This is a genomic window from Amycolatopsis sp. NPDC101161, assembly GCF_044768185.1.
Lineage (GTDB): Bacteria > Actinomycetota > Actinomycetes > Mycobacteriales > Pseudonocardiaceae > Amycolatopsis.
The window spans coordinates 323,102-338,894 of record NZ_JBIWPI010000004.1; the positions used below are offsets into that span (position 1 = coordinate 323,102).

Below are 15,793 nucleotides of genomic sequence, written 5' to 3' on the forward strand. Positions count from 1 at the left end.
GGGTCAGGACTCCTGCGCCGTCAGCTGGCCGAGCAGGTCGATGGCGGCGTCCGCGAGGACCGTGCCGGGCCCGAAGATCGCGGCCGCGCCGGCCTCGCGCAGCGCCGGGTAGTCCTGCGGCGGGATGACCCCGCCGACGACGACCATGATGTCCTCGCGGCCCAGCTCGGCGAGCTCGTGGCGCAGCGCGGGCACCAGCGAGAGGTGCCCCGCGGCCAACGAGGACACCCCGACGACGTGCACGTCCGCCTCGATCGCCTGCCGCGCGACCTCGGCCGGGGTGGAGAACAGCGGGCCGACGTCGACGTCGAAGCCGATGTCGGCGAAGCCGGTGGCGATCACCTTCTGGCCGCGGTCGTGGCCGTCCTGGCCCATCTTCGCGACGAGGATCCGCGGCCGGCGGCCCTCCTCCGCGGCGAACTCTTCGACCAGCGCGCGGGCCTTCTCGACGTTCTGCGACTTACCCACCTCTTCGCGGTAGACGCCCGAAATCGTCCGGATCTGCCCGGAGTGGCGGCCCCAGATCTTCTCCAGCGCGTCGGAGATCTCGCCGACCGTGGCCTTCGCGCGGGCCGCGTCGATCGCCAGTGCGAGGAGGTTGCCGCCGTTGCGGGCACCTTCGGTGAGGCGCCGCAGCGCGTCCTCGGTCGCCTGGCCGTCGCGCTCTTCCCGCAGCCGCCGCAGCTTTTCCAGCTGCTGCGTCCGGACGCCGGCGTTGTCGACCTTGAGGACTTCGATGTCCTCGTCGCTGGTGACCTGGTACTTGTTCACGCCGATGACGGGCTGGCGGCCGGAGTCGATCCGGGCCTGGGTGCGCGCGGCGGCTTCTTCGATGCGCAGCTTGGGGATGCCCGCGTCGATCGCCTTGGCCATGCCGCCGGCCTGCTCGACCTCGCTGATGTGGCCCCACGCCTTGCGCGCGAGGTCGTAGGTCAGCTTCTCGACGAACGCGCTGCCGCCCCACGGGTCGATCACGCGCGTCGTGCCGGACTCCTGCTGCAGCAGCAGCTGCGTGTTGCGCGCGATCCGCGCGGAGAAGTCCGTCGGGAGCGCGAGGGCCTCGTCGAGGGCGTTGGTGTGCAGCGACTGCGTGTGCCCCTGGGTCGCGGCCATCGCCTCGACGCAGGTGCGGACGACGTTGTTGTAGACGTCCTGCGCGGTCAGCGACCAGCCCGACGTCTGGGAGTGCGTACGCAGTGAGAGTGACTTCGAGTTCTGAGGGTCGAAGCCCTTCACGAGCTTCGCCCACAGCAGGCGCGCCGCGCGCAGCTTCGCGACCTCCATGAAGAAGTTCATGCCGATCGCCCAGAAGAACGACAGCCGCGGCGCGAACTTGTCGACGCCCAGCCCGGCGTCGACGCCCGAGCGGAGGTACTCGACGCCGTCCGCGAGCGTGTAGGCCAGCTCCAGGTCGGCGGTCGCCCCGGCTTCCTGCATGTGGTAGCCGGAGATGGAGATCGAGTTGTACTTCGGCATGTGCTGCGAAGTGAAGGAGAAGATGTCGGAGATGATCCGCATCGACGGCTGCGGCGGGTAGATGTAGGTGTTGCGGACCATGAACTCCTTGAGGATGTCGTTCTGGATGGTCCCCGCGAGCTGCTCCGGCTTCACCCCCTGCTCCTCGGCCGCGACGACGTAGAGCGCGAGCACCGGCAGCACCGCGCCGTTCATCGTCATCGACACCGACATCTTGTCGAGCGGGATGCCGTCGAAGAGCTGGCGCATGTCGTAGATCGAGTCGATCGCGACGCCCGCCATGCCGACGTCGCCGGAGACGCGCGGGTGGTCGGAGTCGTAGCCGCGGTGGGTAGCCAAGTCGAAGGCGACCGACAGGCCCTTCTGGCCGGCCGCGAGGTTGCGCCGGTAGAAGGCGTTGGACTCCTCGGCGGTGGAGAACCCGGCGTACTGGCGGATGGTCCAGGGCTGGTTGACGTACATCGTCGGGTACGGGCCGCGCAGGAAGGGCGCGATCCCGGGGTACGTGCTCAGGAAGTCCACATCGGACAGATCGTCGGCGGTGTAGACCGGCTTGACGCCGATGCCTTCGGGCGTCTCCCAGGCCAGGGCGTCGGGGCCCTTGCCGGTGGCTTCCTGGACGGCCTTGGCCCAGGCGTCCCGGTCGCCCGGCGACGGCGTGCCGAGGTCGAGACCGGCGAAGTTCGGGATGCTCATCGGGAAACTCCCAGCTTGGCGTGCAGGCCGTTCAGGACGTCGAGGGCGTCGCAGCCGGCGAAGACGTTGGCGTCCACTCCGTCGTAACTACCCTTGCCCGCCAGTAGTACGTAGTCGGCGCCGAGCGACTTCGCGACCTCGGCCGCCTGCGCCGCGTAGGCGTCGTCGGTGCCGCAGAGGCAGGCGATCTTCGCGCCGGACGCGCGGAACGCGCCGGGCAGGTCGTCGGTCGCGCCGGGGTTTACGGCTTCGAGCCCGCCCGCCTGGAAGAGGTTGGCGGCGAAGCCGGCTCGCGTGGTGTGCGCGGCGACCGGGCCCAGCGTGGCGAGGAAGACCTTCGGCCGTTCGCCGTGCTCGGCGAGGTACGCGTCCGACGCGTCGCGAAGCGCCTCGAAGCCTTCGGCGTACCGGTGCCGCGGCAGCCCACCGTCCACAGGGGACTCCAGCGGCGTCCGGACCACCGGCTTCTCCGCCAGGTTCGGGAACTCGCTGACGCCGGTGAGCGGGTCGCGGCGGGTGGCGATCCGCTTGGAGCGCTTCTCCCACGTCTCGGCGAGCCGTCCGGCCAGTGCGCCCGAGGAAAGCTCCTCGGGCAGGCCACCCGCGCCCTCGATGGCGGTGAACTCGGCCCAGGCCGCGTGCGCGAGGTCGTCGGTGAGCTTCTCGACGTACCAGGAGCCGCCCGCCGGGTCGACCACGCCGGCCAGCTTGGACTCCTCCAGCAGCACCGCGTGGGTGTTGCGGGCGATCCGCGCGGAGAACGCGTCGGGCTTGCCGATCGCGGCGTCGAACGGCAGCACGGTGACCGCGTCCGCGCCGCCGACGCCCGCGCCGAAGCAGGCGACCGTCGTGCGCAGCATGTTCACCCAGGGGTCGCGCCGGGTCAGCATCGCCGGCGACGTCACGGCGTGCTGGCGCATCGGCGCGGAGAAGCCGCACACCTCGGCGACGCGCGCCCACAGGCGGCGGGCCGCGCGCAGCTTGGCGATGGTGGAGAACTGGTCGGCGGTCGCGGCGATCCGGAACTCCAGCTGCCCGGCCGCGGCCTCGACGTCGAGACCGGCGTCCGTCAACGAACGCAGGTAGGTGACACCGGCGGCGACGAGCGCGCCCAGCTCCTGCGCGTCCGAGCCGCCGGCCTCGTGGAACGGCAGGCCGTCGGCGACGATCGTGCGCACCTTCGGGTACTTCGCGGCGACACGCGCGGCGAGCGCGGCAGCCGGTCCGAGGTCGGCGGCCGAGCCGCTGCGCGCGGCGAGCCCGATCGGGTCGGCGCCCAGTACCGCGGTGGCTTCGCTCGCCGGGATCTCGCGCTCGGCGAACAGCTCGAACAGCGCGTCGGCGGCGGCTTCGAAGTCGGCACCGGCGTCCAGGACGACCGGCGCCAGGTCGAGGTAGACCTCGTTGAGCGCATCGGCCAGCGACGCGGGCGGCACCGAGAGCCAGATCGACGTCACGCCGCCTTCGAGGTCGGCGAGGATCGCCTGGTTGACCGCGCGGGCGTCGTCGCCGGCGAACCGGGCCCGGACGTCCCAGCCGGTGCTCACCTGGCCGTCCGGCCGCGCGCCGCGCACGTAAGGCGGCAAACCGGGGAAGCCGGCGTCGCCCGGCGCGTCCTCGGCCGTGTACAGCGGCTGGATCTCGATGCCGTCGTAGGTCCGCGTGACGAGCTTGCTCTCCGGCGCGCCCGTGAAGTCCTCAGGCAGCCTGCCGCTCTTGCGCAGGACACCCGCGACGAGCTCCTGCCACTGCTCGCGCGTCGCCTGGGGGAACTCGGCCGCGAGGTCGAGCTCGGAGATCGGCACTGACTCCGGACCGGCCACTTCAGTCATACCCAGTGATGGTAGAGGCACGGGCCGCGTCGGACCTGTGACTCTAGTCGCGCCCCTATGCGGTCAGGGGTGGTCCGGGTACGACACAATCAGGGGGTGCCCCCCTCCAGCGAAGAGACACGAGTGGTCGCCGGTCGCTACCGGCTGCGTTCGGTGCTCGGCTCCGGGTCGATGGGCACCGTCTGGTCGGCCTACGACGAGTTCCTGCACCGCCAGGTGGCCGTCAAGGAGATGAAGGTGCCGCCGGGCATCCCGGCGTCGCAGGCGGACGAGCTGCGGGAGCGGACGCTGCGCGAGGCGCGTGCCATCGCCGTGCTGTCCCACCCGAACGTGATCATCCTGCACGACGTCGCCCGCGAGAACGACCAGCCGTTCGTGGTCATGGAGCTGCTGCCCTCGCGCAGCCTGGCGCACATCCTGCGCGACCACGGGCCGCTGACCGTCGAGCAGGCCGCCGCCGTCGGCATCGCCGTCGCGTCCGCGCTGGAGGCCGCGCACTCCGCCGGCATCACCCACCGCGACGTCAAGCCGGGCAACGTCCTGGTCGCCAGCGACGGCCGGATCAAGCTGACCGACTTCGGCATCGCGCGCAACGTCTCCGAGGCGACCATGACCCGCACCGGGATCATGCTCGGCTCCCCCGCCTACATCGCGCCCGAGGTGGCCTCGGGCGGCGCGGTCGTCCCGGCCGCCGACCTCTGGGGCCTCGGCGCGACGCTGTTCGCCGCGGTCGAGGGCGCGCCGCCGTACGACGCCGACGGCGACCCCCTGGAGACCGTCGGCAAGGTCGTCAACGGCAAGGTGCCCAAGCCGAAGGCCGGGCCGCTGGCCGACGTCATCACGGCGTTGATGAAGAAGGAGCCGGGCGACCGGATCACCCTGCGCGAGGTCCGGTACCGGCTCTACCCGCTGCAGACGAAGACGCCGCTCGACCTGTTCGGGCCCGAGCTGTTCCGCACCCCGGACGGGAAGAAGACGTCCGCGCAGCCGGACGCGACCGACACGCAGGTGATCAAGACCGTCCTGCCCGAGAAGGCGGGGAAGAAGTCCGAGGAGTCGAGCAGCGAGCTCGCCACGGACCCCGGTCCGCTGCCGTTCCTGCGGCCGCCGACGTCAGCGCCGTCCCCTTCGCCGACGCCTTCACCTTCACCTTCACCGGAGCCGGCGACGCTCTTCGTCGCGCCGCCGCGGACCGGGCGGCGCACCGCGCGGGCGACGGCCGTGCTCGTCGCCGTGGCGATCCTGCTCTTCCTGCTGGCCGCGGGCGGCGGGTTCGCGCTGGCCAGGACCGTCGGCGGGCAGTCGCTGCTGCCCCCGGCCGCCGAGCCGGCGGCCACGTCGAACGGGCCGACGGAGGTGCCGCCGCCGACCCTGGTCCACCAGATCGGCAACGGCAGCTACATCACCAACGACGGCGGCCAGTACGCCCTCGACGTGCCGCAGGGCTGGCAGAAGTTCGTCGCCCCGCACAACTCCAGGTTCGGGCTGAGCCTGGTCGTGCAGTACGTCTCGCCGGACGGGCGCCGGTCGCTGCGCCTGGAGCGGCTGGCGAAGTACTTCGAAAAGACCGACGGCTACGACGACTACGTCACCTGGCTGCGGCAGTCCTACCCGAGCGACTCGTTCGCGTTGTACGGGCCCTGGCCCCAGCCGGACAAGACCGAGACGCTGACCTACCGCCTGCCCGAGGACGGCGCGCTCCCCCAGGGCGACGGCAGCGGGGGCACGCTCGTGACGTTCGTGAAGATGGTCCAAGCCGGGACGAGCCTGTGGATCCTGTCGGTGACGGTGCCGGCCCCGCAGGAGAGCGCGGGCCAGCACGACGTCTTCGAGCCCGTGGCGAAGACGCTGCAGGTCTCCGACTAGGGCGCCCGGTTCAGCACCTCGCGGGACACGGACTCCTGCGCGAGGTGGCGCAGGCCGGTGAAGATCCGGTCGCCCAGGACCGTCGCGACCAGGCCGGCCTCGATGATCTTGTCGAACGACGTCAGGCCCGTCACGACCTCGACGTCCAGCTCCGCGACGCGCATCGCCAGCGCGAAGTACTCGTCGAGGCGGTCGGCGAGCTTCTCGTGCCCCAGCTCCTTCGCCGTGGCCAGCGCGGCGATCAGGTTGCCGACCGTGTGGTCCTCCGTCCCGTGCCACTTCCAGCCGTGGCGGTCGGCCAGGCCGTGCAGCAGGCCGGTCGCCCACTCGGCGGCTTCTTCGGACACCTTCGGCGGCGGCCCGGCCAGCTCGTCCTGGACGACGCCCATCGTCTCGTGCGGGGTCGCGTCGCCGTCGATCGCCGCGAGGACGGCCCCCACCGACGCCAGCGGCAGCCCGCCGACCTCGGTGAGCGCCTTGACCAGCCGGAGGCGCTGGACGTGCGCCGCGGAGTACCGCGCCTGGTTGGGGCTGGTGCGCTCGCCCGGCGGGAGCAGCCCTTCGCGCAGGTAGTACTTGACGGTCGCGACCGGCACCCCCGACTCGGCGCTCAGTTCGGCCATCCGCATGCGCATCCGCTCCGATCCCGGGGTTCGCCTCCGGGGCAACCCTGAAGACTTCTCAGTATGGATAGTTTAGCTTCCCATAACGGAGAGTTTGACTATCCATTCTGGGAGGAACCATGACCATCCTTGCCGACGTCCGGAGCAGAACGCGCGGGTGGCACCGCCCGTCCGCGATCGCGGCCGCCACCCTGGGGGTGGTGGCGGTGCTGTGCGTCGCCGCGCTGCTCGTCGACCAGCGGACCTTGGCCGGCGCGCCGATCTGGGCGAAGCCGTTCAAGTTCGCGGTGTCCGGCGCGCTCTACTTCGCCACCTGGAGCTGGCTCGTCTCGCTGCTGCCGCGGTTCCGGCGCACGGCGTCCTGGCTGACGAACTTCCTGGTGCTGATCTTCGCCGCCGAGTACGTCCTGCTGGTCTTCCAGGCGGCCCGCGGCCGGGCGAGCCACTTCAACAACGCGACGCCGCAGGACGCCCTGATCTACAACGTCATGGGCAAGATGATCATGGGCCTGTGGGTCGCCACGCTCCTGCTGACCGTCCTGGTCATGTTCACCAAGCTCGAAGACCGGGCGAGCTTCTGGGCCGTGCGCGCCGGCGCCGCGCTGTCGCTCGTGGGGATCTCGCTGGGCATCCTGATGACGACGCCGACCGCGCAGCAGCTCGCGCGGTGGCAGGCCGGCGGCAAGCCGGACATGGTCGGCGCGCACACCGTCGGGCTCGCCGACGGCGGTCCGGGCCTGCCGATCCTCGGCTGGAGCACGGTGGCGGGCGACCTGCGGATCCCGCACTTCGTCGGGATGCACGCGCTGCAGCTCCTGCCGCTGCTCGCCATCGCGCTCGCGGCGCTGGCCCCGCGGTTCGCGAGGCTGCGCGACGACGTCGTCCGCACGCGGCTCGTGCTGGTCGGCGCGGCCGGGTACGCCGGGCTGACCGCGCTGGTGACGTGGCAGGCGCTGCGGGCGCAGTCGATCGTGCACCCGGACGCGGTGACGCTGGGAGCGTTCGCGCTGCTCGTCGCGGCCGTCGGGCTGGGTTCGTGGGCCGCGGTGCGCGTCCGATGACCCTCTTCTTCGACCTCGCGTTCCCGCTCGCGGTGCCGTTCTGGGCGCTGATGATCCTGGCGCCGGCCTGGCGGTGGACGCCGCGGGTCATGGCGTCGCCGTGGGTACCGCTGCTGCCGCTGGCCTGCTACTTCGCGCTCGTGCTGCCGCACTTCGGCGAGTGGGGGCGGGCGATGCTGCGGCCCGACCTCGGCGTGCTGCAGACGCTGCTGGGCACGCCGTGGGGCGCCGGGCTCGTCTGGGCGCACCTCATCGCGTTCGACCTCTTCATCGCGCGGTGGATGTACTTCGAAGGCCGGGCGCGGGGGATTTCGCCGTGGATCGTCAGCCCGATCCTGGTGCTGACGATCTTCCTCTCGCCGTTCGGGCTGGTGGTGTTCCTCGTGGTGAGAGCCGTCCGGATACGCTCCCTCGCATGAGTGAACACGAGGCCGCGGCCGCCATCGCCAAGCGCACCGGCGTGGACGCGCACGACATCGCGGTGGTCCTGGGATCGGGCTGGCGCCCGGCGGCGGACGTCATCGGGGAGTACGAGACGGAGATCCCGTTCGCCGAGCTCCCCGGCTTCACCACGCCCGGCGCGGTGGGCCACGGCGGCACCATCCGCTCCTTGAAGGTCGGCGACAAGAACGTCCTGGTGATGCTGGGGCGGACGCACTTCTACGAGGGCAAGGGCGTCGACCGGGTGGTGCACAACGTGCGCACCGCCGCGGCGGCCGGCGTCCGCTCGGTGCTGCTGACGAACGCGGCCGGCGGGCTGCGCGAGGGGTTCCACGTCGGCCAGCCGGTGCTGATCTCCGACCACCTGAACCTGACGGCCCGGTCGCCGATCGTGGGCGCGAACTTCGTCGACCTGACGGACCTGTACTCGGCGCGGCTGCGCGGGATCGCGAAGGAGATCGACCCGTCGTTGGAGGAGGGCGTCTACGCGGGCCTGACCGGGCCGCACTTCGAGACGCCGGCCGAAATCCACATGCTGCGCACGCTGGGCGCGGACCTGGTCGGCATGTCGACGGTCCTGGAGGCGATCGCGGCCCGCGCGGCCGGCGTCGAGGTCTTCGGCCTCTCCCTGGTGACCAACCTCGCGGCGGGCATGACGGGCGAGCCGCTGAACCACGAAGAGGTCCTGGAGGCCGGCCGCGCGGCGGCGACGCAGATGGGCTCCCTGCTGCGCGAGCTGGTCGCCCGCGCCTGACCCGACCTTCAGGCGAAGGTGGGGAGCCGGGCGGCCACCTCGGCCGGGGACGGCATCGCCGCGACCTCGGCCGCCAAGGTGCGGGTGGCGTCGTGGACTGAAGTGTCGGTGAGCAGGCGGCGAGCTTCGGAGGCCACGGCTTCGGCCGTGACCTCCGCGGCGAGCAACCGCGAGCCGACGCCGGCCGCGACGACCGCGTCCGCGTTGCTGAACTGGTCCGCTCCCTGCGGCAGCAGCAACTGCGGGCGCCCCGCGCCGAACGCGCCGAGCGTCGTGCCGCTGCCGCCGTGGTGGACCACCAGGTCGACGTGCGGGAGCAGCGCCGCCTGCGGGACCCACGCCTCGAGCCGGACGTTGGCCGGGACCTCGCCGAGCGCCGCCGGGTCGACCGTCGGGCCCGTCGCGACCAGGACGTCGACGTCCAAACCGGACAGTCCGGCGATCGCCGCGCCCAGCACTCCCGCGTGGCCCATCGCGGTGCCCAGCGTCAGGTACACCAGCGGCCGCGAGCGGTCCAGCACCCCGGCCGGCAGCTCGCCCGGCTCGCTCCAGCCCACCGGCCGCAGCGGGACGCGCGTCGTGCGCGCCAGGAAACCCGGCTCCTGCACCGATTCGGGGCAGATGTCGATGAACGGGCCGCCGAACGCCAGGTCCTCGCCGATGGTGATGCCCAGTTCGGAACCGTGCGCGCGGATCGCGTCGCGGATCCGCGTCACCATCGGGTCGTCGCTCGACACGCGGCCGAACCCGTGCGCCACCACCGGGATCCCGGCCTTCATCGCGGCGAACGCGCCGCCCGAGTTGCCGGATTCGCTCACGACGAGGTCGGGCCGGAACCGCGAGAACAGCGGCAGCAGGTCGGCGACGAACCGCTTCGGCATGAGCTCGCCGAACACCTTCGCGACGATCGGCCCGAGCACCTCCGGCGGGATCTCGCCCGGCGGGCGCCGCGGCCCGGGCGGCCCGGACCCGGCGAAGGCCTGCCCGAACGCGTCGCGGATGGCGAGCCCGGCGGCCGCCGCGTCCAGGCCGGCTTTCGTCAGCTGTGGCAGGAAGTCTTCCGAGGTGGCGAAGACGACGTCGTGGCCCGCGTCGCGCGCGGCGACCGCCAGCGGGACGAGCGGGAACGTGTGACCGAAGGACCCCAGTGAGGTGAAGAGCAAGCGCACTCCCCCGACTCTAGCCCGTAGGCTGGCGCGGTGACGATGGATTCGACCTTGCGCGACGCCGCCTTCCGCTGGATCGCCGACGACCCGGACGACGACGCGCGCGCCGAGCTGCAGAACGTCCTCGCGAAGGCGATGGGCGGCGACGCCGGTGCGGCCGACGACCTGGCCGACCGGATGGCCGGGCCCCTCGAGTTCGGCACCGCGGGGCTGCGCGGGCCGGTGCGCGCCGGGCCGAACGGGATGAACGTCGCCGTCGTCACGCGGACCACCGCCGGGGTCGCGGAGTGGCTCAAGGCACACGGGCACGCCGGCGCGCTGGTCGTCGTCGGCCGGGACGCGCGGCACGGCTCGGAGGCCTTCGCGACCGCGGCCGCCGAGGTCCTCGCCGCGGCCGGGTTCGACGTCAAGGTGTTCCCGAAGCCGCTGCCGACGCCGGTGCTCGCGTTCGCCGTCGGCCGCCTCGGCGCGGTGGCCGGGATCCAGATCACCGCGTCGCACAACCCGCCCGCCGACAACGGGTACAAGCTCTACGACGCGACCGGCGGCCAGATCGTCCCGCCGTCCGACGGCGAGATCGAGCGGGCCATCCAGGCCGCGCCCGCCGCGGTGAGCGTGCCGCGGGAGCCCGGCGCCGAGGTGGTCGACCTGCTCGACCGGTACCTCGACGAGGTCGCGACGCTGCCGATGGGCGCCGAGCGCGCGGTGCGCGTGGCCGCGACGGCGTTGCACGGCGTCGGCGCCGACACGCTGCGCGCCGCGTTCGAGCGGGCCGGGTTCACCGACCTGCACCTGGTGGACGACCAGGCCGCGCCGGACCCGGACTTCCCGACCGTGTCGTTCCCGAACCCGGAGGAGCCGGGCGCGACCGACCTGCTGCTGGCGCTGGCGTCCGAAGTGGACGCCGACCTGGCGATCGCGCTCGACCCGGACGCCGACCGCTGCGCGCTGGGCGTGCGGGAGCGGGACGGCGGGTGGCGGATGCTGCGCGGCGACGAAACCGGCGTCCTGCTCGGCTCGTACGTCCTGTCCACAGTGGACCGCACGGTGCTGCCGGACCCGCTGGTCGCGACGACGATCGTGTCGTCGTCGATGCTCGGCGAGATCGCGAAGGCCGAAGGCGCCCGCTACGCCGAGACGCTGACCGGGTTCAAGTGGCTGGTCCGCGCCGGCGAAGGCCTGGTCTTCGCCTACGAAGAAGCGCTCGGCCTGTGCGTGAACCCGGGGTTCGTGCGCGACAAGGACGGCATCGCCGCCGCGACGCTGGCCGCCGGCTACACCGCGCGGCTGAAGGCGCAGGGCCGCACGCCGCTGGACGTCCTGGACGAGCTGGCCGAGCGCCACGGCGTCCACCTCACCGACCAGGTTTCCTTGCGGGTCACCGACCTCGCCGTCCGCGGGCAGCTGATGGCGAAGGTGCGCGAGACGCCGCCCGCCGAGCTGGGCGGGGTGGCCGTCACGCTCGAAGACCTGCTGCCGGACGCGGACGTGCTGCGCCTGACCGGCGACGGCGTGCGCGTGGTCGTCCGCCCGTCCGGGACCGAGCCGAAGCTGAAGGCGTACCTGCAGGTCGTGGCGCCGGTGACGGCTTCGCTCGCGGAAGCCCGCGACGCCGCGAACACGCGGCTGAGCGCGTTGCGGACGGCCGTCGAGGAGCTGCTCGCCTGATGCCCAGGCTGCTGATCGTGCACCACACGCCGTCGCCGTCGACGCAGGCGCTGTTCGAGGCGGTGCTGGCGGGCGCGACGCACCCGGACATCGAGGGCGTGGAGGTGGTCCGCCGCGCGGCGCTCGCGGCGACCGTCCCCGACGTCCTCGATGCGGACGGCTACCTGCTGGGCACGCCGGCGAACCTGGGCAGCATGAGCGGTGCGCTGAAGCACTTCTTCGACACCGTCTACTACCCGTGCCTGGACGCGACGCGGGGTCGCCCGTTCGGGTACTGGATCCACGGCGGCAGCGACACGTCGGGAACCGAACGCCAGCTGCTGTCCATCACGACGGGCCTGGCCTGGGAGAAGGTGGCGGAGCCGGTGATCAGCACGGGCGAGCCGGACAAGCGGACCCTGGAAGCGTGCACCGAGCTCGGCGGCACCGTGGCCGCCACGCTGATGTCCTGAAGCTCGAAGGTCTTGAAAAGTAAGGGGCCTGTCACCGGAAGCCCTGGGGGTCGACCTCCGGCAACAGGCCGTGGCCAAGGGATCGCCGCTAGGGCGTTCGACCTTGGCAAGCTGAAGCGTACTACACCCGCGCGATCATGACGAGTCGAGAAGACACGACAGCCTCTCGTCTTGCGGTTCCGTACACCCCCAGGGTACGGAGAGCAAGACGAGAGGCGTGCCAACTGTAAACCACTGCATACGATAGCTGTCAACATGTGCGTACAGTGGTTTCCCGGCTAGAATTTTCACGGTGGAAACCTAGGGGGCGGGTATGGCACGGGAACGCACTTTCGCGGAACGGCTGAGCGCCCTGATCGAGGCGGCTCGGCTGGACGGGCGCGCGCCGCACAGCTACCGGGAGATCTCGGCGGCGGTCGAGCGGGCGGGTGGGCCGGCGATGTCGCCCGCCTACCTGCAGCAGCTGGCCACGGGCAAGCGCGTCAACCCGAAGATCCACTACGTCGAGGCCTTGGCGAAGCTGTTCGGGGTGCCCGTCACGTACTTCTTCGACGAAGAGGCAGCCGCGCCGCCGGCCGGGGAAGCGCAGCTGATGGCGATGCGGGCGCAGGAGCTCTCCCCACAGGGGCGCCGGCAGGTGATGGACCTGCTGGAGCTGGTGGAGCGCTACGAACGGGCCGAACGCGAAGGCCGCAACCCGGAGGACGCCGCGCGATGAAGGAACGGGAGCTGCGCCGCCGCTGCCGCAAACTGCTGAAGCAGCTCGACATCGGCCCGCCGCTCGACGTCGAAGTGCTCTGCGCGCGGCTGGGCGAACAACGGGGCAAGCCGATCCGGCTGATGGCCTATCCGCTGGAGGTGCCCGGCCCGTTCGGTTGCTGGATCGCCACCTCTTCGGCGGATTACATCTTCTACCAGGCCGAAACCACGAAATCCCACCAGGACCACATCGTCCTGCACGAGCTCGGCCACATGCTGGCCGACCACCACCCGCACGGCGACGCCGAGCCCGCCGACTTCCTGCGCGGCCCGGTTCCGGATCTTGACCCGGATGCAGTACACCGCGCACTGCGGCGGTCGTCCTACGATGACGCGCACGAGTGGGAAGCCGAGACCGTCGCCACCATCATCCTCGAGTGGGCGTCGGTCCTGAACTACACGATCCCGCGGCGCGCTGCGGACCGGGATCTCCGCCGGATCCAGGGGGCGCTCGGCGATCACCAAGGGTGGTTGTGAGCACACTTTTCAGCCCCGTGAACCTGATCGCGATGGTGCTGTTCGCCGTCGCGCTCGCGTGGCGGATCTACCAGGTGCAGCGCGCGCCGACGGTGCCGAACTGGGCCGTCACCGCGTGCGTCGCCGGGTTCGCCGCGGCGTTCCTGCTGCAGCAGCAGATCGTGTCCGACGACATCGACGCGGTCTTCGGCCGCGGCGCGGCGCGCGTCGCCAACAACGCGCTGCTGGCGTGCGCGGTGTGCGCGCTGGTCATCTTCTTCCTCGGCTCGGCACTGGGCCCGCGGCGCTACCGGCGGGTGGCGGTCGAGCTGGTGCCGCTGGCCGCGGCGATCACGCTGATGGTCGTCGCGATGGCCTTGACCCCGCCGGAGCTGCGCGGGCAGGCGCTCGGGCCGGCGACGATCCACGACAGCGGGATCGCGGTGTTCTACCTGGGCGCCGGGCTGTACCTGATCTACGGCCTGATCGCGTGCACGGCGTGGATCGTGCGCTACCTGCGGGTGGCCGACCGGCACCTGCGGATCGGCCTGCGGCTGAGCGCGGCCGGCATGGCCTGCGCGGCGATCGGCAGCATCTTCCGCGCGCTGTACATCGTGGTCGCGTGGCTGTTCGGCCCGGTCGTCAAGGTCCTGCTGCTGCTCGGGGTGCCGTTCGTGATCGTCGGCGGGATGCTGTTCCTGCTCGGCGTCACCTACCCCGGTGTGCGGGCGCGGGTTTCGGCCCTACGGCGGCGGCGTCAGCACCGCCGCGAGCACGAGGCGCTCGGTCCCTTGTGGACGGTCCTGGTCCAGGCGTTCCCCAGCATCGTGCTGCGGACCCCGCCGCGCCGGCGCGGCGAATGGCTGTCGCCGCGCAGCATCCACCGCGTCCACTACCGCCGGGTGATCGAGATCCGGGACGGCTTGGTGCAGCTGTCACCGTACCTGGACGGGGGTTTCGGCGACGTCGTCGCGACCGATCCCGCCGCCGCGGCGGCCGCGTTGAAGACGGCTCTGGCCCGGCACGCGGCGGGCGAGGAGAGCGACGGCCACGCCAAGCAGGTCCTCCCCGCGCCGGCGGACGACATCGAATCCGACGTCCGGCCGCTGCTGGCGCTGTCGGCCGCGATGGAGTCGTGACGTGGACACGGTGATCACGGCCGGTCGCGTGCTGCCGCGGCCCTCGGCGCCGGTGCTCGACGGCGCGGTGCTGGTCCGCGACGGCGTGCTCGTGGCGGCGGGCCCGCGCGCGGAGGTGCTGCCCCAGGCCGCGCCGGACGCGGCCCGGTACGACTTCCCCACGGCGACGGCCATGGCGGGGCTGTTCAACGTCCACGTGCACCTGGCTTTCGACGCGTCGCGGGAGATGCTGGCGCACTTCCAGGCCGGTACTTCCGTGGAGGACGCGCGTTCGCGGCTGTCGTCGATGCTGCGCAGCGGCGTGACGACGGTGCGGGACCTCGGCGACCGCGACCACCTGGGCGCGGCGGTCCGGCGGTCGTTCGCGGGATCGGCCGCGCCGCGGCTGCTGGTGTCGGGCCCGCCGATCACGGTGCCGCACGGGCACTGCCACTTCTTCGGCGGCGAGGTGACGTCCGACGAGTCGATCCGCGCGTTGATCGACGCGAACGCGGCGGCGGGCGCGGACGTGATCAAGGTGATGGCCAGCGGCGGCCAGATCACCGAGGGCGGCGCGGACATGTGGGAGTCGCAGTTCTCCGCGCGCGAGCTGTCGGTGGTGGTGTCCCACGCGGCATCGCACGGTTTGCCGGTGGCGGCCCACGCCCACGGCGCGGACGCGATCGAGGCGGCGGTCGAGGCGGGGGTGTCGACGGTCGAGCACTGCAGTTTCCTGACCGGGCCGCGATCGTTCGACCGGCGTTCCGCGGTGGCCGCGCGGATGGCCGAGTCGGGGATTTCGGCGTGTTCGACGAGCAGCCGCAACTGGCGGGTGATCGTCGAGAAGCTGGGGGACGAAGCGGCCGAGGCGATGTACGGGCGGTTGCCGTGGCTGGAGGAGCACGGGGTCCGGTTGCTCGCGGGGACGGACGCGGGGTTGCCGGGGTCCGTGTTCGACGATCCGGTGGGGGCTTTGGAGCTTTACGAGTGGCTGGGGTTTTCGCGGCGGCGGATCTTGGAGATCGCCACTTGCGATTCGGCTGCCGGGTTGGGGTTGGCTGACGTGACCGGGCGGCTCGAGGCCGGATTGGCGGCGGATGTGCTCGTTGTTGAGGGGGATCCGCTCGCTTCGCTCGCCGCGTTGCGGAATCCGGTGCTGGTGATGGCTCAGGGGCTTATCGCTTAAGGCTGGGGGCGCGGAGGGGCTGCTTCGCGCGGGGTTTGCGGCACGAAGGACCGCTCGCGCCGGGCACGCGGCGCGAAAGGACCACTCGCCCCCTCCGGACAGCACGAAAGGACCGCTCGCTCCCGCCCTGCAGCGCGAAAGGGCCACTCGCGCCGCTCCCCACCGCACGAACGGACCGTTCGCACCGCCCGCGTTCACCCACCCGGGCCCCAAACACCCCACCCACCGCGAGCCACCCC

Annotated in this window: 14 protein-coding genes; 10 read left to right on the forward strand and 4 right to left on the reverse strand. The window is 72.1% G+C overall.

Annotated features, from left to right (window positions below; all coding sequences use genetic code 11):
• Positions 1-3 precede the first annotated feature (3 nt).
• Both scpA and ACIRSS_RS29025 read right to left on the reverse strand, forming a co-directional pair.
• A complete protein-coding gene (gene scpA / locus ACIRSS_RS29020; protein ID WP_400900354.1) occupies positions 4-2,172 on the reverse strand; it encodes a methylmalonyl-CoA mutase in 2,169 nt (722 codons plus the stop codon).
• Positions 2,169-4,004: a methylmalonyl-CoA mutase family protein gene (locus ACIRSS_RS29025; protein ID WP_400900356.1), complete on the reverse strand. Its 1,836-nt coding sequence runs from the start codon at positions 4,002-4,004 to the stop codon at positions 2,169-2,171. Before ACIRSS_RS29025 ends, scpA begins: the two co-directional genes overlap by 4 nt.
• A 123-nt stretch (positions 4,005-4,127) precedes the next feature.
• Between ACIRSS_RS29025 and ACIRSS_RS29030 the strand changes: the two genes are divergently transcribed.
• A complete protein-coding gene (locus ACIRSS_RS29030) occupies positions 4,128-5,870 on the forward strand; it encodes a serine/threonine-protein kinase (RefSeq protein ID WP_400901902.1) in 1,743 nt (580 codons plus the stop codon).
• On the opposite strand, the gene ACIRSS_RS29035 is transcribed toward ACIRSS_RS29030, so the two are convergent.
• A complete protein-coding gene (locus ACIRSS_RS29035; RefSeq protein WP_400901904.1) occupies positions 5,867-6,499 on the reverse strand; it encodes a MerR family transcriptional regulator in 633 nt (210 codons plus the stop codon). The two genes, ACIRSS_RS29030 and ACIRSS_RS29035, sit on opposite strands and share 4 nt — an antisense overlap.
• Positions 6,500-6,612: 113 nt before the next feature.
• Between ACIRSS_RS29035 and ACIRSS_RS29040 the strand changes: the two genes are divergently transcribed.
• Genes ACIRSS_RS29040 through ACIRSS_RS29050 form a run of 3 tightly spaced genes read left to right on the forward strand, consistent with a single transcriptional unit; the run spans position 6,613 to position 8,749 of the window.
• On the forward strand, positions 6,613-7,554 hold the full coding sequence (locus tag ACIRSS_RS29040) for a hypothetical protein (protein ID WP_400900358.1): 942 nt from the start codon (positions 6,613-6,615) through the stop codon (positions 7,552-7,554).
• Positions 7,551-7,973, forward strand: a complete 423-nt coding sequence (locus tag ACIRSS_RS29045) for an ABA4-like family protein (protein WP_400900360.1) — start codon at positions 7,551-7,553, stop codon at positions 7,971-7,973. Before ACIRSS_RS29040 ends, ACIRSS_RS29045 begins: the two co-directional genes overlap by 4 nt.
• The gene (locus ACIRSS_RS29050; RefSeq protein WP_400900363.1) at positions 7,970-8,749 is read left to right on the forward strand and encodes a purine-nucleoside phosphorylase; all 780 of its coding nucleotides are present in this window, start codon (positions 7,970-7,972) and stop codon (positions 8,747-8,749) included. Before ACIRSS_RS29045 ends, ACIRSS_RS29050 begins: the two co-directional genes overlap by 4 nt.
• Before the next feature lie 8 nt (positions 8,750-8,757).
• On the opposite strand, the gene ACIRSS_RS29055 is transcribed toward ACIRSS_RS29050, so the two are convergent.
• Entirely contained in the window at positions 8,758-9,918 is a 1,161-nt protein-coding gene (locus ACIRSS_RS29055) for a glycosyltransferase (protein ID WP_400900365.1), read from the reverse strand.
• A 36-nt stretch (positions 9,919-9,954) separates the two neighbouring features.
• On the opposite strand from ACIRSS_RS29055, the gene ACIRSS_RS29060 reads away from it, so the two are divergent.
• From ACIRSS_RS29060 to ACIRSS_RS29085, 6 genes are all read left to right on the forward strand, one after another.
• A complete protein-coding gene (locus ACIRSS_RS29060; RefSeq protein ID WP_400901906.1) occupies positions 9,955-11,583 on the forward strand; it encodes a phospho-sugar mutase in 1,629 nt (542 codons plus the stop codon).
• Complete coding sequence (locus ACIRSS_RS29065) at positions 11,583-12,035, forward strand: flavodoxin family protein (RefSeq protein WP_400900367.1); 453 nt, start codon at positions 11,583-11,585, stop codon at positions 12,033-12,035. The genes ACIRSS_RS29060 and ACIRSS_RS29065 overlap by 1 nt, the downstream gene beginning before the upstream one ends.
• 313 nt (positions 12,036-12,348) lie before the next feature.
• Entirely contained in the window at positions 12,349-12,753 is a 405-nt protein-coding gene (locus tag ACIRSS_RS29070; protein ID WP_400900369.1) for an XRE family transcriptional regulator, read from the forward strand.
• Positions 12,750-13,271, forward strand: a complete 522-nt coding sequence (locus ACIRSS_RS29075) for a hypothetical protein (RefSeq protein ID WP_400900371.1) — start codon at positions 12,750-12,752, stop codon at positions 13,269-13,271. Before ACIRSS_RS29070 ends, ACIRSS_RS29075 begins: the two co-directional genes overlap by 4 nt.
• Entirely contained in the window at positions 13,268-14,389 is a 1,122-nt protein-coding gene (locus tag ACIRSS_RS29080; RefSeq protein ID WP_400900373.1) for an MAB_1171c family putative transporter, read from the forward strand. The genes ACIRSS_RS29075 and ACIRSS_RS29080 overlap by 4 nt, the downstream gene beginning before the upstream one ends.
• 1 nt (position 14,390) lies before the next feature.
• Positions 14,391-15,554 (forward strand): amidohydrolase family protein, encoded by a 1,164-nt coding sequence (locus ACIRSS_RS29085; RefSeq protein WP_400900375.1) that lies wholly within the window; start codon positions 14,391-14,393, stop codon positions 15,552-15,554.
• Positions 15,555-15,793 lie beyond the last annotated feature (239 nt).

Excerpts from the sequence above, each read along its gene's own strand:
- scpA (WP_400900354.1), bottom strand. The coding sequence starts at position 2,172 with ATGAGCATCCCGAACTTCGCCGGTCTCGACCTCGGCACGCCGTCGCCG.
- ACIRSS_RS29025 (WP_400900356.1), bottom strand. The coding sequence starts at position 4,004 with ATGACTGAAGTGGCCGGTCCGGAGTCAGTGCCGATCTCCGAGCTCGAC.
- ACIRSS_RS29035 (WP_400901904.1), bottom strand. The coding sequence starts at position 6,499 with ATGCGGATGGCCGAACTGAGCGCCGAGTCGGGGGTGCCGGTCGCGACC.
- ACIRSS_RS29040 (WP_400900358.1), top strand. The coding sequence starts at position 6,613 with ATGACCATCCTTGCCGACGTCCGGAGCAGAACGCGCGGGTGGCACCGC.
- ACIRSS_RS29045 (WP_400900360.1), top strand. The coding sequence starts at position 7,551 with ATGACCCTCTTCTTCGACCTCGCGTTCCCGCTCGCGGTGCCGTTCTGG.
- ACIRSS_RS29050 (WP_400900363.1), top strand. The coding sequence starts at position 7,970 with ATGAGTGAACACGAGGCCGCGGCCGCCATCGCCAAGCGCACCGGCGTG.
- ACIRSS_RS29060 (WP_400901906.1), top strand. The coding sequence starts at position 9,955 with ATGGATTCGACCTTGCGCGACGCCGCCTTCCGCTGGATCGCCGACGAC.
- ACIRSS_RS29065 (WP_400900367.1), top strand. The coding sequence starts at position 11,583 with ATGCCCAGGCTGCTGATCGTGCACCACACGCCGTCGCCGTCGACGCAG.
- ACIRSS_RS29070 (WP_400900369.1), top strand. The coding sequence starts at position 12,349 with ATGGCACGGGAACGCACTTTCGCGGAACGGCTGAGCGCCCTGATCGAG.
- ACIRSS_RS29075 (WP_400900371.1), top strand. The coding sequence starts at position 12,750 with ATGAAGGAACGGGAGCTGCGCCGCCGCTGCCGCAAACTGCTGAAGCAG.